The 17,966-nt window shown below is 71.9% G+C and carries 27 protein-coding genes; 14 read left to right on the top strand and 13 right to left on the bottom strand.

The window, feature by feature from the left end; genetic code table 11:
- Positions 1–209: 209 nt before the first annotated feature.
- The 4 genes from dusB to O7615_RS20505 form a co-directional block, all read right to left on the bottom strand.
- The gene (gene dusB / locus O7615_RS20520; RefSeq protein WP_278179380.1) at positions 210–1,385 is read right to left on the bottom strand and encodes a tRNA dihydrouridine synthase DusB; all 1,176 of its coding nucleotides are present in this window, start codon (positions 1,383–1,385) and stop codon (positions 210–212) included.
- Positions 1,386–1,487: 102 nt separating this feature from the next.
- Positions 1,488–2,867, bottom strand: coding sequence for a glycine--tRNA ligase (locus tag O7615_RS20515; RefSeq protein ID WP_278179379.1), 1,380 nt, complete (start codon positions 2,865–2,867; stop codon positions 1,488–1,490).
- Between the two features lie 114 nt (positions 2,868–2,981).
- Entirely contained in the window at positions 2,982–3,455 is a 474-nt protein-coding gene (locus O7615_RS20510; protein ID WP_278182162.1) for a hypothetical protein, read from the bottom strand.
- Between the two features lie 253 nt (positions 3,456–3,708).
- The gene (locus tag O7615_RS20505) at positions 3,709–4,050 is read right to left on the bottom strand and encodes an antibiotic biosynthesis monooxygenase (RefSeq protein ID WP_278179377.1); all 342 of its coding nucleotides are present in this window, start codon (positions 4,048–4,050) and stop codon (positions 3,709–3,711) included.
- Positions 4,051–4,079: 29 nt separating this feature from the next.
- Between O7615_RS20505 and O7615_RS20500 the strand changes: the two genes are divergently transcribed.
- The 6 genes from O7615_RS20500 (at position 4,080) to O7615_RS20475 (ending at position 7,823) form a co-directional block, all read left to right on the top strand.
- Positions 4,080–4,337 (top strand): hypothetical protein, encoded by a 258-nt coding sequence (locus O7615_RS20500; protein WP_278179376.1) that lies wholly within the window; start codon positions 4,080–4,082, stop codon positions 4,335–4,337.
- A gap of 120 nt (positions 4,338–4,457) precedes the next feature.
- Positions 4,458–5,438: a metal ABC transporter substrate-binding protein gene (locus tag O7615_RS20495; protein WP_278179375.1), complete on the top strand. Its 981-nt coding sequence runs from the start codon at positions 4,458–4,460 to the stop codon at positions 5,436–5,438.
- Positions 5,435–6,199 carry an ABC transporter ATP-binding protein gene (locus tag O7615_RS20490; RefSeq protein WP_278179372.1) on the top strand — a complete coding sequence of 255 codons (765 nt, stop codon included), beginning with the start codon at positions 5,435–5,437 and terminating at the stop codon, positions 6,197–6,199. Before O7615_RS20495 ends, O7615_RS20490 begins: the two co-directional genes overlap by 4 nt.
- Positions 6,196–7,065 carry a metal ABC transporter permease gene (locus O7615_RS20485; protein ID WP_278179371.1) on the top strand — a complete coding sequence of 290 codons (870 nt, stop codon included), beginning with the start codon at positions 6,196–6,198 and terminating at the stop codon, positions 7,063–7,065. The genes O7615_RS20490 and O7615_RS20485 overlap by 4 nt, the downstream gene beginning before the upstream one ends.
- Positions 7,066–7,102: 37 nt before the next feature.
- Positions 7,103–7,402, top strand: coding sequence for a metalloregulator ArsR/SmtB family transcription factor (locus tag O7615_RS20480; protein ID WP_204005657.1), 300 nt, complete (start codon positions 7,103–7,105; stop codon positions 7,400–7,402).
- Positions 7,403–7,424: 22 nt separating this feature from the next.
- On the top strand, positions 7,425–7,823 hold the full coding sequence (locus tag O7615_RS20475; protein ID WP_278179368.1) for a Fur family transcriptional regulator: 399 nt from the start codon (positions 7,425–7,427) through the stop codon (positions 7,821–7,823).
- A 40-nt stretch (positions 7,824–7,863) separates the two neighbouring features.
- On the opposite strand, the gene O7615_RS20470 is transcribed toward O7615_RS20475, so the two are convergent.
- Positions 7,864–8,181 (bottom strand): YciI family protein, encoded by a 318-nt coding sequence (locus O7615_RS20470; protein ID WP_278179366.1) that lies wholly within the window; start codon positions 8,179–8,181, stop codon positions 7,864–7,866.
- Positions 8,182–8,331: 150 nt separating this feature from the next.
- On the opposite strand from O7615_RS20470, the gene O7615_RS20465 reads away from it, so the two are divergent.
- A complete protein-coding gene (locus tag O7615_RS20465; protein WP_278179365.1) occupies positions 8,332–9,006 on the top strand; it encodes a hypothetical protein in 675 nt (224 codons plus the stop codon).
- A gap of 66 nt (positions 9,007–9,072) precedes the next feature.
- On the opposite strand, the gene O7615_RS20460 is transcribed toward O7615_RS20465, so the two are convergent.
- Positions 9,073–11,061: an acyl-CoA dehydrogenase family protein gene (locus O7615_RS20460; RefSeq protein WP_278182161.1), complete on the bottom strand. Its 1,989-nt coding sequence runs from the start codon at positions 11,059–11,061 to the stop codon at positions 9,073–9,075.
- 266 nt (positions 11,062–11,327) lie between these two features.
- On the opposite strand from O7615_RS20460, the gene O7615_RS20455 reads away from it, so the two are divergent.
- Positions 11,328–12,311 (top strand): tyrosine-type recombinase/integrase, encoded by a 984-nt coding sequence (locus O7615_RS20455; protein WP_278179363.1) that lies wholly within the window; start codon positions 11,328–11,330, stop codon positions 12,309–12,311.
- A gap of 312 nt (positions 12,312–12,623) precedes the next feature.
- On the opposite strand, the gene O7615_RS20450 is transcribed toward O7615_RS20455, so the two are convergent.
- Entirely contained in the window at positions 12,624–12,863 is a 240-nt protein-coding gene (locus O7615_RS20450) for a winged helix-turn-helix domain-containing protein (protein WP_278179362.1), read from the bottom strand.
- Positions 12,864–13,000: 137 nt separating this feature from the next.
- Here O7615_RS20450 and O7615_RS20445 point away from each other — a divergent pair, with 137 nt between their 5' ends.
- From O7615_RS20445 to O7615_RS20435, 3 genes are all read left to right on the top strand, one after another.
- Positions 13,001–13,159 carry a hypothetical protein gene (locus tag O7615_RS20445; RefSeq protein WP_278179360.1) on the top strand — a complete coding sequence of 53 codons (159 nt, stop codon included), beginning with the start codon at positions 13,001–13,003 and terminating at the stop codon, positions 13,157–13,159.
- Positions 13,156–13,359: a hypothetical protein gene (locus O7615_RS20440; RefSeq protein WP_278179359.1), complete on the top strand. Its 204-nt coding sequence runs from the start codon at positions 13,156–13,158 to the stop codon at positions 13,357–13,359. Before O7615_RS20445 ends, O7615_RS20440 begins: the two co-directional genes overlap by 4 nt.
- Before the next feature lie 183 nt (positions 13,360–13,542).
- On the top strand, positions 13,543–13,848 hold the full coding sequence (locus tag O7615_RS20435) for a hypothetical protein (RefSeq protein ID WP_278179358.1): 306 nt from the start codon (positions 13,543–13,545) through the stop codon (positions 13,846–13,848).
- Between the two features lie 3 nt (positions 13,849–13,851).
- Here O7615_RS20435 and O7615_RS20430 read toward each other — a convergent pair whose 3' ends face one another.
- A complete protein-coding gene (locus O7615_RS20430) occupies positions 13,852–14,022 on the bottom strand; it encodes a hypothetical protein (protein ID WP_278179356.1) in 171 nt (56 codons plus the stop codon).
- 94 nt (positions 14,023–14,116) lie between these two features.
- Here O7615_RS20430 and O7615_RS20425 point away from each other — a divergent pair, with 94 nt between their 5' ends.
- A complete protein-coding gene (locus tag O7615_RS20425; protein ID WP_278179354.1) occupies positions 14,117–14,425 on the top strand; it encodes a hypothetical protein in 309 nt (102 codons plus the stop codon).
- A 158-nt stretch (positions 14,426–14,583) separates the two neighbouring features.
- Here O7615_RS20425 and O7615_RS20420 read toward each other — a convergent pair whose 3' ends face one another.
- Positions 14,584–14,862, bottom strand: coding sequence for a hypothetical protein (locus O7615_RS20420; RefSeq protein ID WP_278179352.1), 279 nt, complete (start codon positions 14,860–14,862; stop codon positions 14,584–14,586).
- Between the two features lie 85 nt (positions 14,863–14,947).
- Between O7615_RS20420 and O7615_RS20415 the strand changes: the two genes are divergently transcribed.
- Complete coding sequence (locus tag O7615_RS20415) at positions 14,948–15,169, top strand: hypothetical protein (RefSeq protein WP_278179350.1); 222 nt, start codon at positions 14,948–14,950, stop codon at positions 15,167–15,169.
- 88 nt (positions 15,170–15,257) lie between these two features.
- On the top strand, positions 15,258–15,614 hold the full coding sequence (locus tag O7615_RS20410; RefSeq protein ID WP_278179349.1) for a hypothetical protein: 357 nt from the start codon (positions 15,258–15,260) through the stop codon (positions 15,612–15,614).
- 122 nt (positions 15,615–15,736) lie between these two features.
- Here the strand turns inward: O7615_RS20410 and O7615_RS20405 are convergent, their stop codons facing one another.
- The 4 genes from O7615_RS20405 to O7615_RS20390 are packed head-to-tail and all read right to left on the bottom strand — an operon-like array spanning position 15,737 to position 17,852.
- Positions 15,737–15,928, bottom strand: a complete 192-nt coding sequence (locus O7615_RS20405) for a hypothetical protein (RefSeq protein WP_278179348.1) — start codon at positions 15,926–15,928, stop codon at positions 15,737–15,739.
- Positions 15,929–15,943: 15 nt separating this feature from the next.
- Positions 15,944–16,174 carry a hypothetical protein gene (locus O7615_RS20400; RefSeq protein WP_278179347.1) on the bottom strand — a complete coding sequence of 77 codons (231 nt, stop codon included), beginning with the start codon at positions 16,172–16,174 and terminating at the stop codon, positions 15,944–15,946.
- Positions 16,171–16,461: a hypothetical protein gene (locus O7615_RS20395; RefSeq protein WP_278179345.1), complete on the bottom strand. Its 291-nt coding sequence runs from the start codon at positions 16,459–16,461 to the stop codon at positions 16,171–16,173. Before O7615_RS20395 ends, O7615_RS20400 begins: the two co-directional genes overlap by 4 nt.
- Positions 16,462–16,484: 23 nt before the next feature.
- Positions 16,485–17,852 carry a hypothetical protein gene (locus O7615_RS20390; RefSeq protein WP_278179344.1) on the bottom strand — a complete coding sequence of 456 codons (1,368 nt, stop codon included), beginning with the start codon at positions 17,850–17,852 and terminating at the stop codon, positions 16,485–16,487.
- Positions 17,853–17,966: the final 114 nt, after the last annotated feature.

The raw sequence follows: 17,966 nt of genomic DNA, 5'->3' as shown, positions 1-17,966 counted from the left end.
TCGACCGAACGGCGGGCGGCGTGTGTTGCTGCCTGGTTGGCCGACGGCGTGGGCCGAGGGCGTGGTCCCAGGAGCAACCGCCGGAGGGGGCAACCGCCCGGAGCCGGGCGCGGCCGAGGGACGGGCGCGGCCCGCGGTCAGGGCGGGCGCGCGGGTCGGGCGTCAGGCGTCAGGCGTCAGGCGTCAGGCGTCGGGCGAGGGTGTACGCGTTAGCCGCCGGAGTCGTCCAGTTCGGCGCCCTCGGGGACGGTGTCGTCGTCGCGGCTGGCCAGCCAGCCGTCGGGCAGGAAGACCTTGCCCGGGGAGTTGGTCCGTCCCCGTGGCTGGCCGAGCGTCTCCACCGGGAACGGCACGGTCGGGTCGAGCTTGCCGAGCAGGTCGTCGAGCTGGGCCAGGCTGTCGATCATCGCGAGGGCGCGGCGCAGCTCGCTGCCGACCGGGAAACCCTTGAGGTACCAGGCGACGTGCTTACGAAAATCGGTGCAGCCGTCCCGTTCGCCCCGGGCCGGGTTGCGCGCCCCGACGCTGAACTGCTCGACCAGCAGCTCGGCGTGCCGGCGCATGGTCGCCGCCACCTCGCCGAGGTGGGGCAGCCGACGCTCGGTGCGCCCGTCGAACGCGGCCTCCAGGTCGGCGAAGAGCCAGGGCCGGCCGAGGCAGCCGCGCCCGATCACCACCCCGTCGACGCCGGTGTTCGCCACCATCCGCAGCGCGTCGTCGGCCTCCCAGATGTCGCCGTTGCCGAGCACCGGCACATCGAGCGCCTGCTTGAGGGCGGCGATGGCGTCCCAGTCGGCCGTGCCCGAATACCGCTGGGCGGCCGTACGCCCGTGCAGGGCCACGGCGGCGACGCCGGCCTCCTGGGCGGCGAGCCCCGCCTCGACGTACGTCAGGTGGTCGTCGTCGATGCCCTTGCGCATCTTGACGGTGACCGGCACCCCGGCGGGCGACGCGGCATTCACCGCGGCCCGCACCAGCCGGGCGAAGAGCCGGCGTCGCCAGGGCAGCGCCGCGCCGCCACCACGGCGGGTGACCTTCGGGACCGGGCAACCGAAGTTGAGGTCGATGTGGTCGGCGAGATCCCTTTCCACCACGATCCGCACCGCGGCGGCGGTGGTCTCCGGGTCGGTGCCGTAGAGCTGGAGGCTGCGCGGGCGCTCGTTGACCCCGAACGCGATCATCCGCAGCGTCTTCGGGTTCCGCTCGACCAGCGCGACCGTGGTGATCATCTCGCAGACGTAGATGCCGCCGCCCTGCTCCCGGCAGAGCTGCCGGAAACCGACGTTGGTGATGCCGGCCATCGGCGCGAGCACCACCGGCGGCCACACCTGATGCCGCCCGATGTCCAGCGGGCGCACGGTGGAAGGGGTCGTCGGCGCGGTCACCCGGACAAGTGTACGGAGGAGCCTACCGGCGCTGAGCTGGTACGCCGGCAGACCCCGCCACCGCCGCGGGGCAGGCCGCGTGGGCGCGCCCCGCCGCCGGCGTCAGCAGCCGGGAAGGTGGTCGATCAGGTAGCGCTCGACCTGGTCGAGCGGGATGCGCTGCTGGGCCATGGTGTCCCGGTTCCGCACGGTCACCGCGTCGTCGTCCAGGGTGTCGAAGTCGACGGTGACGCAGAACGGGGTGCCGATCTCGTCCTGCCGGCGGTAGCGGCGGCCGATCGCCTGCGAGTCGTCGAACTCGACCACCCAGCGCTTGCGCAGGTCGGCGGCGAGCTGCTTGGCCTTGGGCGAGAGCGCCTCGTTGCGCGACAGCGGCAGCACCGCCACCTTGACCGGGGCCAGGCGCGGGTCGAAGCGCATCACGGTCCGCTTGTCGACGCCGCCCTTGGTGTTCGGCGCCTCGTCCTCGTCGTACGCCTCCAGCAGGAAGGCCAGCACCGCGCGGGTGAGGCCGGCGGCCGGCTCGATCACGTACGGGACCCAGCGCTCCTGCTTGGTCTGGTCGAAGTACGACAGGTCGACGCCGGAGTGCTTGCTGTGCGTGGAGAGGTCGAAGTCGGTGCGGTTGGCGACGCCCTCCAACTCGGCGAACTCGGTGCCGCCGAACTGGAACCGGTACTCGATGTCGACGGTGCGCTTCGAGTAGTGGGAGAGCTTCTCCTTCGGGTGCTCGTAGAAGCGCAGGTTGCTCTCGGACAGGCCGAGGTCGAGGTACCAGTTCCAGCGCTCGGCGAGCCAGTACTCGTGCCACTGCTCGTCGGTGCCCGGCTCGACGAAGAACTCCATCTCCATCTGCTCGAACTCGCGGGTGCGGAAGATGAAGTTGCCCGGGGTGATCTCGTTGCGGAACGACTTGCCGGTCTGCGCGATGCCGAAGGGGGGCTTCTTGCGGGCGACCGTCTCCACGTTCCGGTAGTTGACGAAGATGCCCTGGGCGGTCTCCGGGCGCAGGTAGTGCATCCCCTCGTCGCTCTCCACCGGGCCGAGGTAGGTCTTCATCAGGCCGTTGAACATCCGGGGTTCGGTAAAGGTGCCCTTGTTGCCGCAGTTGGGGCAGTTCAGCTCGGCCAGCGAGGTCGGCGGGCGGCCGTGCTTGGCCTCGTACGCCTCCTCCAGGTGGTCGGCGCGGAACCGCTTGTGGCAGGACTGACACTCGGTCAGCGGGTCGACGAAGGCGTCCAGGTGGCCGGAGGCGGCCCAGACGTCCCGGGCCAGGATCACCGCGGAGTCCAGGCCCACCACGTCGTCGCGCTGCTGGACCATGGTCTTCCACCACTGCCGGCGGACGTTCTCCTTCAGTTCCACGCCGAGCGGACCGTAGTCCCACGCCGACCGGGTGCCTCCGTAGATCTCGCTGGAGGGAAAGACGAAGCCCCGGCGCTTGGCGAGGCTGACGACGGCGTCGATACGGTCGGCTGGCATTTTTCCTCCTACGCCGACTGGCGGTCGGCGGGGACATCAGGGAACGGAAGGCGCGGTTCGGGGACAACGGTACGACCGGTGTGGGCCCGAGCCCAGCACATTACCTGCGGCCGGTCAGTTGACTCCGCAGACCTCCATGCCACCGGTCTGCCGGTCCTGTGCCAGCACGACCTCCTGGCGCTCCTGACCGCCGCCGGCGAAGGTCACGTCGACCGGCACGGTGAGCGTGGTGGTGTCCACCTCACCGACCCGGTAGGAGGCGATCTGCGGCTCCGCGGCGGCCCGACGCTCGAACTCCGGCCGGGACTCGCGCCGCCGGGCGTCCTCGCAGAGCTGGTCGTACGCCCGGCCGTACTCGCCCTCGGCGAGCGCCCGGTAGTAGTCCCCGGAGACCGTGCGGCCCTGCTCCTCGATCGCCTGCACCCCGCTGACCAGCAGGCCGACCACCGCCGTGCCGCCGCCACCGCAACAGAGCAGCAGGGCCAGCGCCCCGGCACCGAGGCCGAGCCAGAGCCGCGACCGGCCGCCCTCGGTCGGCGGGGCCGCGAACGGCGGAGCCACCCCGGGCCCGGGCGGCGGGGGTGGCACGTCGTGCCCGGGGCCACCCCCGGGCAGCGTCGCGGGGAAGCCGGTGGGCGGGGGCGGGGCGGCGGGTGGCGGCCCGGCGAAGCCGTAGGGGGGCGTCGTGCCGGTGCCGCCGGTGGGCGGCGGGCCGGACGCGGCCGGCGGTACGCCGGTGTCGCCCGGGACCTGAGGTCCCTGCTGGCCGGGCAGCGGGGGGTGCGGTGGTGGAGCTGCCGGTCCGGGAGCGGTCATAGGAGCCAGCGTAGTGCCCGAGGGCTCAGCGGTAAGGACCCGCAGCCCGGTCACTGGCGACCGTCACCACGTCTCCGCCCGGCGCGGCGGTCGCCAACGCCTCGTACGCGGACGGCTCGTCGAGGCTCTCGGCGAGCAGCGGTACCGCCGTGATCTTCACGTCGAAGCCGCCGAGGGCGCGGCGGTAGGTGCCGACCGACTCCCACTCGGTGACCAGGCACCAGTGTCGCGGGTCGTCCAGCGCCCGGACCAGCTGCCCGCGCAGGTAGCCGGGCCGGGCGGCGAGCGCCGCGAGGGCCGCGTGGGCCCGGGCGGTGAAGCCCTCGGCGCCGTTTTCCTCGACCACGAACCGGTTGGTCACCAGCACCGGATTCTCCTCCTCGTAGAGTCTGTGGGATGCAGCGTACGCAGCGCGGGATCGCCGGCCGGCTGGCCCGGACCAACCCGACGACGGTGTTCCTGGTCACCCTGCTCCTGGTGCTGGTGGCGTTCTTCGCTCCGGGTGTAGTCGGCGGGCTGGTGACCCTGCTGCTGGCCGGCGCGCTGGCCGCCCTGCTGATGACGACCTGGCGGGTGCAGACGCCGCAGACCCGGGCGATCCGGCTGCTGGCGTTGACCCTGCTGGTCACCGCCGGCCTGGTGAAGCTGCTGTGAGCGGCAGGGCGGCCCGAGCTGGTCGCCCGGGTCCGCAGCACGCTCCCACGCCCCCACGGTCCCGGGCATGCACTCATGCGTTTTTGACAATCATTGTCGTTGTCGCGGAGAGTCGATGACATGACCTTCCGCCCCGCCCCGCGCGCCCTGGCCACCGCCACGGCCGCCCTGCTCGCCCTGACCGGCGTCACCGCCTGCTCGACCGACGACGGCCCGGCCGGCGCCGACCCGCAGCGGGTCGACGTGGTGGCCGGCTTCTACCCGTTGCAGTTCCTCGCCGAGCGGGTCGGCGGCGACGCGGTGGCCGTGGCCAACCTGGCCCGCCCCGGTGCCGAGCCGCACGACCTGGAGCTGAACCCGAGCCAGGTCGGGCAGATCAGCGAGGCGGAGCTGGTCGTCTTCCTGCACGGCTTCCAGCCCGCCGTGGACGAGGCGGTCGAGCAGAACGCCGGTGACCGCGCCTTCGACGTGGCCACCGTGCAGCCGCTGCTGGACGCCACCGCCGGCGGCCACGACCACGGCGACGAGGACGGGGACGACCACGCCGAGGAGGAGGAGCACGCCGACGAGGAGTCGGAGGGTGGCAAGGACCCGCATCTGTGGCTCGACCCGACCCGGCTGGCCACCGTCGGGGACAAGCTCGCCGAGCGGCTCGGCGCCGTCGACCCGGACCGGGCCGGCGAGTACACGCAGCGGGCCGGCGCCCTGCGTACCGAGCTGGAGAAGCTCGACACGGAGTTCACCGAGGGGCTGAAGACCTGCCAGCGCCGGGAGATCGTGGTCAGCCACGCCGCGTTCGGCTACCTGGCCCAGAAGTACCAGTTGGAGCAGATCGGCATCAGCGGGCTGAGCCCGGAGGACGAGCCGTCCCCGCAGCGGCTGGCGGCGGTCGCCGAGGAGGCCCGGGAGCACGGTGCCACCACGATCTTCTTCGAGACGCTGGTCAGCCCGAAGGTCGCCGAGACCATCGCCCGGGAGGTCGGTGCCCAGACCGCCGTGCTGGATCCGATCGAGGGCCTGTCCGAGGGCAACGGCGCGGACTACCTTTCGGTGATGCGTACCAACCTGCAGACCCTGAGGACGGCGTTGAGCTGCTCGTGACACCTGACGTGATCACCGTCACGCACGGGGTGGTCGGCTACGACGGCCGCCCCGTGCTTCGTGACGTCTCGCTCACCGTGACCGCCGGCGAGGTCGTCGCGATCCTCGGCGCCAACGGCTCCGGCAAGTCCACCCTGATCCGCGCCATCCTCGGGCTGGTCCCGCTCAGCGCCGGCGCGGTGACCCTCTTCGGCCGGCCGGCGCGCCGGTTCCGGCAGTGGCAGCGCATCGGGTACGTCCCGCAGCGCCTCGGCGCCGGCAGCGGCGTACCGGCCACGGTGGCCGAGGTGGTCACCTCCGGCCGGCTGGCCCGTCGGGGCGTCCTGCGCCCGCCGGGGCGCGCCGACCGGGAGGCGGTCACCTCGGCGCTGCGTGCCGTCGGCCTGGCCGACCGGGCCGGTGACCCGGTGGCCACCCTCTCCGGCGGGCAGCAGCAGCGCACCCTGATCGCCCGAGCGCTGGCCGGCCGACCCGAACTGCTGGTGCTCGACGAACCGACCGCCGGGGTGGACGCGGCCAGCCAGGAGGCGTTCGCCGGCGCCCTGCGTGGCTTCGTCGACGATGGCGGGACGGTGCTGCTGGTCGCCCACGAACTCGGCCCGCTCCGGCCGCTGATCAGCCGCGCGGTCGTCGTACACCAGGGGGTCGTGGCGCACGACGGGGCCGTGCCGGAACCGGCCGGGCACCACGCGGCGCCGGACCACGACCACGTGCACCCGCACGGTCCCGAGGAGCCCGCCGGGCTGTGGAGCGCGACGTGAGCATCTTCCAGTACGAGTTCATGCTGCGCGCCCTGATCGGTGCGCTGATCATCGGCCTGGCCGCGCCCGCGCTCGGCATCTACCTGGTGCAGCGGCGGCTGGCGCTGATCGGGGACGGCATCGGGCACGTCGCGCTGACCGGGGTCGGCGCCGGCCTGCTCTTCCAGACCTCCCCCGTGATCATGGCGGTGATCGCGGCCACCATCGGCGCGATCGTCATCGAGCTGATCCGCGAACGCGGCCGCACCTCCGGCGACCTGGCCCTCGCGCTGCTCTTCTACGGCGGCATCGCCGGCGGGGTGGTCCTGGTCGGGCTCTCCGACAGCACCAACGCCAACCTCAACGCGTACCTGTTCGGTGCGCTCACCACGACCTCCGCCACCGACCTGGTCACCATCGCCGTGCTCGGCGTGGCCGTGCTCGTCACGATGATCGCGCTGCGCCCCGCGCTCTTCGCGGTCTGCCACGACGAGGAGTACGCCCGGGTCTCCGGCCTGCCGGTGCGGGCGCTGAACCTGCTGCTCGCGGTGACCACCGCGATCACGGTGACGATCGCCATGCGGGCGGTCGGCGTACTGCTGATCAGTGCGCTGATGGTCGTCCCGGTGGCCACCGCCCAGCAGGTGACCCGGGGATTCCGCGGCACCATGGCGGCGGCGATGGGGCTCGGCCTGTTCGCCGCGGGCACCGGGGTCTGGCTGGCGGCGGTCGCCGACACCGCGCCGGGCGCCTCGGTGGTGGTGCTCGCCATCGCCTCGTTCGTGGTGGTCACCCTGCTGGCGGCCGGTTGGCGCCGGGTCCGCCGGGTCCGGCCGGAGCCGGCACCCGCGCCCGAACCGCACGAGGTGGTCCTCGGCGGGTCCTGATCACGAGCTCCGCCCCGGTATTGGTTACCGTTGCAGGGTGACCAGCGGATCCAGCTACGACGCGTACGAGGGTGCCAGCGAGCTTCTGCGCGCCCTCTCGGCGCCGATCCGGCTGGCCATCGTCAGCGAACTGGCCGGCGGTGAACGTTGCGTGCACGAGCTGGTGGACAAGCTCGGCGTCGCGCAGCCGTTAGTCTCCCAGCATCTGCGGGTGTTGCGTGGGGCGGGCGTGGTACGCGGATCCCGGCGGGGCCGGGAGATCGCGTACACCCTGGTCGACGAGCACGTCGCGCACATCGTGGCCGACGCGGTCAGCCATGCCGGGGAGGGATCATGAGCGAGCGAAGCGGAGTGCTGTCATGACTGAGAGCGGTACGGCCGTCCGCAACACCCGCCAGCGTTCGGCCGTCAGTGCCCTGCTGGCCGAGGTGGAGGGCTTCCACAGCGCCCAGGACCTGCACGCGATGCTGCGCGATCGCGGCGAGCGGGTCGGGTTGACCACGGTCTACCGGACGTTGCAGGGCCTGGCCGACGCGGGTGAGATCGACGTGATGCGGCCGCCGGGCGGCGAGCACCTCTACCGCCGGTGCAGCGAAGGGCATCACCACCATCTGGTCTGCCGCGCCTGCGGCCGGACGGTGGAGGTCGCCGGTCCCACCGTGGAAAGCTGGGCCGACCGGGTGGCCGCCCAGCACGGCTACACCGACGTCAGCCACACCCTGGAGATCTTCGGCACCTGCCCCACCTGCGCCCGCTAGGTCTCCGGTCGGGTCGCCTCGCGCCGTGCGGGAGGCCGTTTCAGCCGCGTACCCGGCTGCCGTCGACGCCGAGTACGTCCGCCAGCGCAGGGTGCACCCGTGCCGGATCTATCGTGGTGACCCGGTACGCCGCGACCCCGGCTACGACGAACGGATCCTCCGCGACGATCCGTTCGATCGTCGCGCGGTCGACGGCGCCGGCCACGATGACGCCGCCCTCCTCCGAGGGCACCGCCTGCCCAGACACCAGAAACGTCCCGTCGCGGTGATATCGCTCCAGGAAACGAACATGGTCGGCGACGAACCGCTCCGCTTCCTGTTCCGACCCCTTGTAGTGCAGGACCAGCAGGTGCAACATCCGGACCCCTCAGCTCTCCCGGGCGAACGGCACATCATGGCACCCGTCGACCGGGCTCCGGAACACGGCCTCGGCCCGGGCTCGCGCCTGGCCCGGTTCGGGGTGGCTGGGCCGGGGCCGGGGGCGAGGCCGGGTGGGACGGTGCTCGGGGTGAGGGGCGACCAGGGTACGGTCGCCGAGGTGCCGGGACGGGCGGAGCGTGGCACGCTGACCGACGTGAAGATCTACGCTGATCGCTTTCCGACCGCGCTGCGGCAGTTGCTCACCGACCTGCTCGTCGTCGTCTGGGTGTACGCGGCGATCCGGGGCGCCCTCTGGCTGCACGATCTGGTGCAGAAACTGGCCGTACCCGGGCAGAAGCTGGAGGGGGCCGGCGGCGGGCTGGCCGACAACCTCGCCGAGGCCGGCGGCAAGGTCGGCCGGGTGCCGCTGGTGGGCGACGAGCTGACCGCGCCCTTCGAGCGGGCAGCCGACGCCGCCCGCTCGCTCGCCGATGCAGGCCGGGACCAGCAGGAACTCGTTGACCAGCTGGCCCTGGCGCTGGCCGTCGGGCTGCTCATCGTGCCGCTCGGGCTGGTGCTGTTCGGCTGGTTGCCGCTACGGGTGCGCTGGATGCGCCGGGCCGGCTCGGCAGCGGCACTGGCCGCCGCCCCCGCCGGCCGGGACCTGCTGGCCCTGCGCGCCCTCGCGGGTCAGCCGCTGGGCCGGCTGACCCGGATCGCCCCCGACGTGGCCGAAGCGTGGCGGCGCGGCGACGACGCCACCGTCGACGCCCTGGCCGCCCTGGAACTCCGCCGCCTCGGCCTCCGCGACCCCCACCCCTGAACCCACTCTCGTTGATCATGAAGTTGTTGTCCCGACACGCCGGGCGGGGTGACAACAACTTCATGATCAGCGGGGTGAAGGGGGGTGGAGTGGGGGGATGCGGCGGCGGGCGTCGGGGGTGACGGTGGAGGGGCCGGGGGTCCAGGGGGCCACCCAGGGGAGATCCTCGGGTGGGGTGACCACGCCCTCCTCCAGGGCGGCGTAGCGGCCGGCGAGGATCCGCTTGGCCGCCACCACGTCGAGCGAGTCGGTGTTCTCCCAGAGGGCGGTGAACAGCGCGTCCACCCGGACCCGGGCCTGGCGGCAGAACAGGTCGGCCAGCTCGACGTTCTCCGGTCGGGCGTCCCGCTCCGCGTGGGCGCGTACGCAGACCGCGCTCATCGCGAACAGCTCCGCGCCGATGTCCACCACCCGGCCGAGGAACGCCTGCTTGCGCTCCATCCTGCCCTGCCAGCGGGACATCGCGTAGAAGGTGGACCGGGCCAGCTTCCGGCAGCCGCGCTCGACGTGACGCAGGTGCCCGGCGAGCGGACCGAACTCGGCGTACCCGCCGGGTTGCTGCCCCTTGCCGACCGCCAGGGTCGGCAGCCACCGCGCGTAGAATGCACCCGCCCGCGCGCCGGCCCTGGCCTTGCGGCCGAGCCCGGCGTCCGGGTCGATGATGTCCCCGGCGACGGAGAGGTGCGCGTCCACCGCCTCGCGGGCGATGAGCAGGTGCATGATCTCGGTGGACCCCTCGAAGATCCGGTTGATCCGCAGGTCCCGCAGCAGCTGCTCGACCGCGGCCGGGCGCTCGCCCCGGGCGGCGAGCGAGTCGGCCGTCTCGTACCCCCGCCCACCGCGGATCTGGATCAGCTCGTCGGCGATCCGCCAGGCCATCTCGCTGGCGTAGAGCTTCACCAGCGCGGCCTCGATCCGGATGTCGTTGCGGTCGTCGTCGGCGAGCAGGCAGCAGAGATCCAGCATGGTCTCCATGCCGTACGTGGTCGCGGCGATGAAGGAGAGCTTCTGTGCGACCGCCTCGTGCTCACCGACCGGCCGGCCCCACTGGACCCGGTCGGCGGACCACTCCCGGGCCACGTTCAACGCCCACTTGCCGGCGCCGACGCACATCGCCGGCAGCGACAACCGGCCCGTGGTCAGGGTGCTCAGCGCGATCCGCAGCCCCTTGCCCTCGCCACCGATGACGTTCTCGTTCGGCACGAAGACGTCGTGGAAGCGGGTCAGGCTGTTCTCCAGGCCGCGCAGGCCGAGGAACTCGTTGCGCCGTTCGACCGTGATGCCCTCGGCGTCGCCCTCGACCACGAACGCGGTGATGCCGCCCTTGCGTCCCTCGGTCCTCGGCACCCGGGCCATCACCACGAGTTGGGTGGCCACGGTGCCGTTGGTGGCCCAGAGCTTGACGCCGTTGAGCCGGTAGCCGGTGCCGTCGGGCGTCGGTTCCGCCGTGGTCGCCAGCCGGGCCGGGTCGGAGCCCACGTCCGGCTCGGTGAGCAGGAACGCGGAGACCTCGCCGGCGGCCAGCCGGGGCAGGAACCGCTGCTTCTGCTCCTCGTTGCCGAACATCTTCAACGGCTGCGGTACGCCGATCGACTGGTGCGCCGAGAGCAACGCGCCGATCGCCGGGCTGACCGAGCCGGCCAGCATCAACGCCCGGCAGTAGTGCAGGTTGCTCAGCCCCAGCCCGCCATGCTCCCGGCCGATCTTCATGCCGAAGGCGCCCAACCGGGCCAGGCCCTGGAACACCTCGTCGGGGATGCGGGCGTCGCGTTCGATGGCCGCACCGTCCACCTCGGAGGCGACGTAGTCGCGCAGCCGGCCGAGGAACTCCTCGGCCCGGGCCTGCTCCGCCGGATCGGGCCGGGGCCACGGGTCGATCAGGTCGAGCCGCAGCCGGCCCAGGAACAGCTCCTTACCGAAGCTCGGCCGGTCCCAGCCGGACTGCCGGGCCGCCTCGGCGACCTGGCGGGCCTCTTTCTCGGAGACCTGGCCCGCCGCGCCGGGCGGCGGGTCGACGCCACTGCGGTCGGGCGCTGACGAACGGTTCTCGGCGATGGCCACGGCAAACCCCCCGGGGCTGGATCCGGCACTCGGACTGTCCCGCCTGCTCAGCAGGCTACCCGCGTTCGTTACCCAACGGAATCGCCGCCCAACCGAAAAGACCAGGTCGCGGCCCCGCTCGTCCACCCGGCCGGGCCACACCACCAGCCGGACCAGCACCCGCCCCAGGGGCACCACTCCGAAGGCGACCACCCGCCGCCCGGCCATGATTCCCCGGCCGCTGCACGGCTGACCGGTCGATCCCAGACAGGAATCCCGCGATGCCACAGTCACGCATGGCCACCCCACTCGACATGCTCGCCGCCCACCTCAACTGGATGCGGGCCGGCGCATACGCCGCGAACACCATCGCCGACGCCGAGAAGCTGCTCCACCGACTCCACCGCGAGCTGCCCGAGGGGCTCCACGCCTCCACCGGAGACGAGATCGCCGCCTGGATCGCCGCCGGCAAGACCGCCGCCAACTGGTCCACCAACACGGTCAGCACCTACTACAAGCACATCGCCCGCTTCTACCGCTGGTCGGTCGCCGGCGCCAACCCGTGGCTGTCCTTCGACCCCACCACCGAGCTGCGCCGCCCGGTCGCCCGGCCGGGACTTCCCCGCCCGGCCGGGCACGACGCGGTGCGGCGCGCCATCTTCGACCTGGAACCGAAGTGGCGTCTCGTCTGCCGGCTCATCGCCCTCGCCGGCCTCCGCCCGACCGAGGTCGCCACGGTGCGCCGCGAGGACATCACCGAGCAGGCCATCACCATCAAGGGCAAGGGCGGCAAGACCCGCGCCATCCCCACCCACCCGCTCATCTGGGAGATGGTCGGCGACCTCCCCGGCGGGCCGCTGATCGACCGGCCCAGCGGGCGGCCCGTCACCGCCGGGTACATCACCCGCAGCGGCGCCCGCGCACTACACGGCGCGGGCATCGGCGGCACCCTGTACCCGCTGCGGCACTGGTTTGGCACCGAGGTCCAGCGCGCCTACAAGGACTTGCGGGTGACCCAGGAGCTGATGGGCCACGCCTCCCCCATCACGACCGCCGTCTACACGGAGGTGGCCGGCGAGCGGAAGAGGGAGGCGGTCGCCATGCTGCCGTTCAGCGTCGCAGGAACTCCGGGCGCACCCGAGGAACCCGGGGCTGCGGTGCAAGCCGGTGACGCTCTTCCGCGACCGTCTCGATCCGAGGCGTCCGGTCCCGAGGCAGCTGGCTTCGCTCGGCGACGACGACTACTTCGGCGCGCCCGTCCGTGAGGACGAGTTGCTGCACGTCGACCCACCGGCCGCCGGCGGCCGCGGAGATGACCGCGACGACCTCGTAGCCGACACGTGCGCAGTAGTCGGCGCAGCGGGCGGCGTGCCGCTCCCATCCATCATCGGCAGCGACCCAGATGACGGCCCGTAGGCCAGGTGTTTCTGTACCAAGCATGCTCTCCCCCACAAGATCGCTGGTTGGAGGAGAGAGCTTGCACCCGGGCAAGCGGAGGTTGTCGAGCCTCATTCGCCCGATCTCGCGCATGCTGCACTGATCGTGAACTGGCCGTTACGGGCATGTTGCCGAACCTGTTAAGAACCCTGGTCGTCCGGCCCTTCCACGAACACCCCAGCGCCCGGTATGCCGTACGTCAGCCCGCGCTCGCGCAGCACCACGTGCACCTTGCCCATCGTTCCCATCGACACCGAGTACAGGTCCGCCAGCTCGCGGTTCGACGGCAGCTTGGTGTGCGGCGGGTACTCCCCGGACCTGATCCGGGCCGCGAGGTCGTCGGCGATCTGGGCGAAGGTCATCCGGCGGGCGGGCGTCATGTGCTATGTGCTCCTGGCGTTGATCGCCAGGAATCGCATCATGTGGACACTCCGACAGGCAATGACCTCTGTCGCCTTGCTGCATAGGTTGTATAGGCTGCTCAGGGTCACCAGCCGACTCCGGGGAGGCGTACCCCATGCGACTGATCCTCCACTGGCTGCTCCGCCGCCCGGCCATACCGTTCGGCACCGCAGCGGCCATCGACCGACGCGAGCAGGACGCCGCCCGGCGCCGACTCCTCGCCCTGGCCCGCGCCAACCGGGCCGACCACCGGTACGTGAGGCACATCCGATGACCGAGCAGGCGTACCTGACCGTGCTCGCCGAGGGGGTCGAGCGGCAGCACGCCGACGGCGGCACCTGCGACCACTGCACGGACGCCGGCTGCCAACTGCTCACCTCGGCCCAGGAACTGCTCGACGCCTACCGCCTCGCCGACGAAGCGGTCGACGAACTCGGCAAGCTGTGGGCCCGGGCGCCGCTGTCGACCGGGTGACCGCCCTCCGCGCCGGACAGATCCTGCTGCTCGACGGCCAGGCATCCCCGCAGTTCGCCTACCGCTCCCTGCTGCTGCGGCTCAGCGGCATCATGCCCCGCACGACGTACGACGGCTGGATCTGGCTGGCCGGCTACAGCCTGGACGGGCGCGGCCAGGCGATCGAGCGCCGGGGAGGTGTTCGTGATCTGGTCCGGCGTCCGGGTGCTCACCCCCGGCGGCCGGCCGGCCCCGGTCACCGTGGAGCCAACGCCGCCACCGGCAGCTCGGTCCGGGCACGCCCGCTGGCCGTCCCGGGCCGACACGACACTGCAACCCCCACGGAGGAACCCCTTGACCCCGAGCACGCAGACCCTGATCGCTACGACGGTGGTGGCGGTGGCGGTGACCGCCGCCGGGGTGGCCATCGCCCGCCGCGGCGGCGAGCCGGCCAAGCCGTCGGCGGCGGGTGCGGTGGTGCGCCGATACAACGCGGTCCGGGCGGGCTGAGGGCTACGTGGCGTCGGGTCGCTTGGGCAGTTTGGCGCCGGGCTTGCGCAGCCACCAGTCAAGGAACTCGCGGCACAGCTCTCCGGCGCTGGTGCCGGCTTCCCGGGCGCGTTCCATGGCGGGCTGCCAGGTGTCGTCGGGGACGCGGATGCTGCGGTGCTGGGTGTTGGCCACGACCTCAGTCTACCAGTTGTACGTACGTTGGGGCTTGCAGTGTACGTACAGTACGTGCTAGACTGTACGTACACCAGGGGATAGGGAGAACCACATGAACGTCACCGACCAGGTTCGCCAGATCGTCGCCATCACCGCGTCCGTCCGCAGCGCCGACCTCACCGCCGCCGATGCGGCCGCCCTCCGCGCCGCAGCCAAGGGCCTGCTCGCCTTTCTCCCCGCCCCGCAGGCACCCGCCCCGGTCGGCCCGCAGCAGCCCACCGACCAGGCCGTCCGACGCGACGTGCTCGCCAAGGCCAAGGCGCTGCGAATCCCTGTCACCCGGGGGATGCCCACCGCCGACATCCAGGCCGCCATCAACATCAAGATTCGGTCCAAGTACACCGGCCTCCGCAAGGGCTGAGCACACCATGACCGTCCGGCGGCCGTGCGTGGGCTGACCGAGGCGCCAGCACCACCCGATCCGCCGGGGCGGCTCCACCACCGGGGCCGACCTCAACCCTCAAGTGGGTGCGGGCGCGGTGGTGCGCCGGTACAACGCCGTCCGGGCGGGCGCGTGATCTACGGCTTGGCCGGCCGCCCGGGGCGGCGGCCGGCGCCGGTGCGCTTGCCGTGGGCGGTGACGCGGCGGCGGACCTCGGAGACGCTGACGCCGGACTGCTCGGCTACCTGGTCTTCGGGGGTGCCGGCTGCTCGGGCTTCGGCGATCGCGGCGTCTTGGGCTGCGGCGATGGCGGTCTTGATGTCGGGTGCGAGGTCGCGGAGGGCGCGGTAGCGCTGTAGGGGGTCGGCCTGGCGGGCCGCGGTGGTGAGGCGGGCGGCGAGGCCGGGGAGGTCCATGCCAGTAATTCTACATCACTGTGTTGCACAGAACTCTAGAGTGGTGTAGAATATAGGTAGAGGGCAGGGAGAGGGAGGAACCCAGATGATCACCATCGAGCGGATGATGAAGGAAGCGGAGCAGCTCACCGAGGGCGAGAAGTGCCCCTGGTGCAACAGCACCCGGACCCGGACCGAGATCACCTGCCCCGCCCACCTGACCGACGGCGAGTACGAGATCGACCCAGCCACCGGGCTCGCCTGGTGCTTCAACTGCGACACCGCCGAGATCACGGCACCGAAGATCATCTGCCCCTGCCAGGGGTGACCACCCAGGGGGCCGGGAAACCGGCCCCCACCGTTCAACCCGTCCGGATGACGACGAACCTGGACACGAGAAGATACGGTGCGTAGCCATGAACTTCGGTATGCGGCTACCCGGGCCGTTCCGGGTCGGCATCAACAGCAACGGCCGAATGAATGTCGGCGCGACCCTCGGCCCGCTCTCCGTGTCGTCCGGCGGCGGGCAGCCCCGCCGACCGCAGGACGTGTTCGCCCCCGTGAGCCTGGACACGGCGGTCGCCGAGATGGGGCAGGCCGGCTGGCGGGTCACGGGCGGCGACGAGCGGACCGTGTTCATGCGCGGCGCGTGGCGGGCGATCCGGATCGACGCTGTGCCGGGCGGGGTGTCGGCCGCGGTGGTCACGTCGCGGCGGCAGGTGGTGGCTGCGGTGGTGCTGGTCGTCGCCGTGCTGGCGTGGTGCCTGTGGTGAATCTGGACAGCAAGAAATGGCCCACCCTTCCGAAGAAGGGTGGGCCATTTGCTGCGCGATAGGGGCGGCACCCCCGGACCGGCCGAAGCCGGGGCGTATCCGGAGGTGCCGCGCGGTAGAGCTTACCGGGACACGCTGTCCCGGTCGGCCGGGGCGTTGGGGATGGCGTACACGCCCAGCGCACCCAGGATGGCCAGGGCCACCGTGATGCCCTCCGTGGTGGTGAGGACGTCGTCGCCCATCGCCACGGTCAGCGCGGTGGCGCCGGCCACGACGGCGGCGACGATGGTCTTCGCGTAGCTCGCTACTCGCATGGTTGCTCTCCTGTCTCAGGGGCAGCCGAAGTCGGCCCGCAGGCGGGCGATGTCCTCGGCGATCTTCCGACCCGCCGGCGTCTGCGGCGGGGTCACCTCGTACGCGTCGTCCAGCGTGCTGACGACACCGCACCACTTGCGCTGCGACTCGGCCGCCACCGCCGACGCGTACCACATCGACGCCCCGGCCGCGCCCACCGCGAACACCAAAGCCACCAGCAGCGTCTGCCACGCCCGGAACGTCACCCCGGCTCACCCGCCCCGGACTGCGCCTGCGACGGCGATGATGACGGTGGCTGCGGAGAGCCCCGCGGCGGAGAGCCCGACGGAGACGACGGCGTACCGGCCGCGCCACTCCGCAGCGACAGCAGCCCCACCCCCGCGGGGATCCCGAGGATCGCCACGAACGTCGACAGCAGCAGGCCGGACGCCTGCCCGACTGGCACCCACACCGTCTGGTGCACGATCCCGCCCAGCCCTACCAGGATGCAGCCGGCGTCCAGGCTGATCCTGATGATCCGCTCTGCTCTCACGCACCGGTCCCCGGCCTTCCCGCTCAGATGACCCGGTTGACGGCGGTGACGGTCAGCTGGGCGGGCAGCACCAGCTCGCCGGCCGGGCCGCGGTCGCCCTTCGGTCCGGGCTCACCCCGCTCGCCGCGGGGCCCGGTCGGGCCAGCGGCCCCCTGCGGTCCGGCAGGGCCGCGGGCGCCGGACGCCTTCAGCGCGGCGGTGAGGCCGGCCTGCGTCTTCGGACCCCACTGGCCGTCGATCGGCCCCGGGTCGTGGCCGGCGGCCTTGACGGCGGTCTGGATGCCCTTGATGACCTCGGACATGTCGTCCCCCACTCCCCACGAGCTGGTGTTGTCGTATGGCCCGGTGGACTTGCCATCCGGGCCGGTGCCCACGCTGACGTGCACGTGGGTGGTGTGCGGATTGCTGCCGGCGTACCTACGCCACCCCTCGCTGGCGCGGGACGTCGACCAGATTCGCCGGTTGTAGATGCAGTTGTGCGACCACATGCCCTCGGCGATCAGGGTCCGTGTCGACGTCTGGACGGAGACCACCTCGGTAACCCCGACCGACTCGACCGACTCGACTACGGCGACGTCGTTGGCCCGCACCCGCCAGCCGGACCACAGCTCCCCGCCGATCATCTTTGCCCGCAGGCGCAGCGACGGCACGCGGCCCAGGAATGAAAGAACTGCGGGCAGCCCGCCGAGGATGCGCGCCGACTGCACAACGCCGTTCTGGTCGATCGCGAACTGGATGCCCAGGTCGGCCAGAATGCGCTTGATTTCGTCCATGGCCAGGCCGGGCTTTTGGGCCACCGTCAGGCCGGCCCCCGACTTGGCGGCGCCGCGTCGCATCGTGAGGTTTCCCTCGCCATCGAACAGGCCCGCCAGCCACCCAGCGTCTCGGGACGTTTCCTCCGTCCATGGGTCGGCGAAGTACCGGATCTCATCCCCGGCTCTGAGGGCGCGGCTCTCGATCCACCTGTTCCGTGCTCCGCGTCCGCCGTACTGGACCCACATGTGATCGGTGCTGGCCACCACTTCGCCGCGATCGGTACGAATCTTGACCGCTGGCAGATCGATGCGCTCGGTGGCTTCGACTACTGCGGTGCGGATGTTTCCACCGGCGCTGGGCCTTGCCGCAGTCGTAAACTCATCGAAGCTGATGAGCCTTTCGCCGACACGAAGATCTCCAATGGGGCGCCACCGGAGATCGGCGCACAGCACTCTTGTCTCCGGTGTCAGGCAGTACTTCAGCGCCGGGTGCCTGCTCGTACGCACCTGCTCGGCGAACTCGGCCAGGTCAAGACCCTTGTCGCCGAGCACGTCGATGGCGCACACCACTCCGGCCGGGTTCGGGTTGTGGTCGGAGGCGCCGGAGGCGTGCGCCTGGTCGCCGATGGTCCACACGGTGGTGCCCGGGTGCTGGGCCCGGATCTCGTCGCGCAGCACTTCGAGGCTGCGGGCCAGTCTCCACGACATCGTGCCCCCTCTCAGATGGTCCGGATCTGGTTGCGGGCAACG

It is taken from the genome of Micromonospora sp. WMMD1082 (assembly GCF_029626175.1).
Lineage (GTDB): Bacteria > Actinomycetota > Actinomycetes > Mycobacteriales > Micromonosporaceae > Micromonospora.
The sequence above is the reverse complement of the archived record's forward strand: the minus strand, read 5'-3'. Positions and strand labels throughout refer to the sequence as shown.

Bases quoted from the DNA above. Each gene is read 5' to 3' on its own strand.
- O7615_RS20475 (WP_278179368.1), top strand. From the start codon at position 7,425: ATGACTGAGAGCGGTACGGCCGTCCGCAACACCCGCCAGCGTTCGGCC.
- O7615_RS20445 (WP_278179360.1), top strand. From the start codon at position 13,001: ATGCGACTGATCCTCCACTGGCTGCTCCGCCGCCCGGCCATACCGTTC.
- O7615_RS20440 (WP_278179359.1), top strand. From the start codon at position 13,156: ATGACCGAGCAGGCGTACCTGACCGTGCTCGCCGAGGGGGTCGAGCGG.
- O7615_RS20410 (WP_278179349.1), top strand. From the start codon at position 15,258: ATGAACTTCGGTATGCGGCTACCCGGGCCGTTCCGGGTCGGCATCAAC.
- O7615_RS20500 (WP_278179376.1), top strand. From the start codon at position 4,080: ATGCAGCGTACGCAGCGCGGGATCGCCGGCCGGCTGGCCCGGACCAAC.
- O7615_RS20415 (WP_278179350.1), top strand. From the start codon at position 14,948: ATGATCACCATCGAGCGGATGATGAAGGAAGCGGAGCAGCTCACCGAG.
- O7615_RS20450 (WP_278179362.1), bottom strand. From the start codon at position 12,863: ATGACGCCCGCCCGCCGGATGACCTTCGCCCAGATCGCCGACGACCTC.
- O7615_RS20495 (WP_278179375.1), top strand. From the start codon at position 4,458: ATGACCTTCCGCCCCGCCCCGCGCGCCCTGGCCACCGCCACGGCCGCC.
- O7615_RS20405 (WP_278179348.1), bottom strand. From the start codon at position 15,928: ATGCGAGTAGCGAGCTACGCGAAGACCATCGTCGCCGCCGTCGTGGCC.
- O7615_RS20455 (WP_278179363.1), top strand. From the start codon at position 11,328: ATGCCACAGTCACGCATGGCCACCCCACTCGACATGCTCGCCGCCCAC.
- O7615_RS20420 (WP_278179352.1), bottom strand. From the start codon at position 14,862: ATGGACCTCCCCGGCCTCGCCGCCCGCCTCACCACCGCGGCCCGCCAG.
- O7615_RS20425 (WP_278179354.1), top strand. From the start codon at position 14,117: ATGAACGTCACCGACCAGGTTCGCCAGATCGTCGCCATCACCGCGTCC.
- O7615_RS20470 (WP_278179366.1), bottom strand. From the start codon at position 8,181: ATGTTGCACCTGCTGGTCCTGCACTACAAGGGGTCGGAACAGGAAGCG.
- O7615_RS20515 (WP_278179379.1), bottom strand. From the start codon at position 2,867: ATGCCAGCCGACCGTATCGACGCCGTCGTCAGCCTCGCCAAGCGCCGG.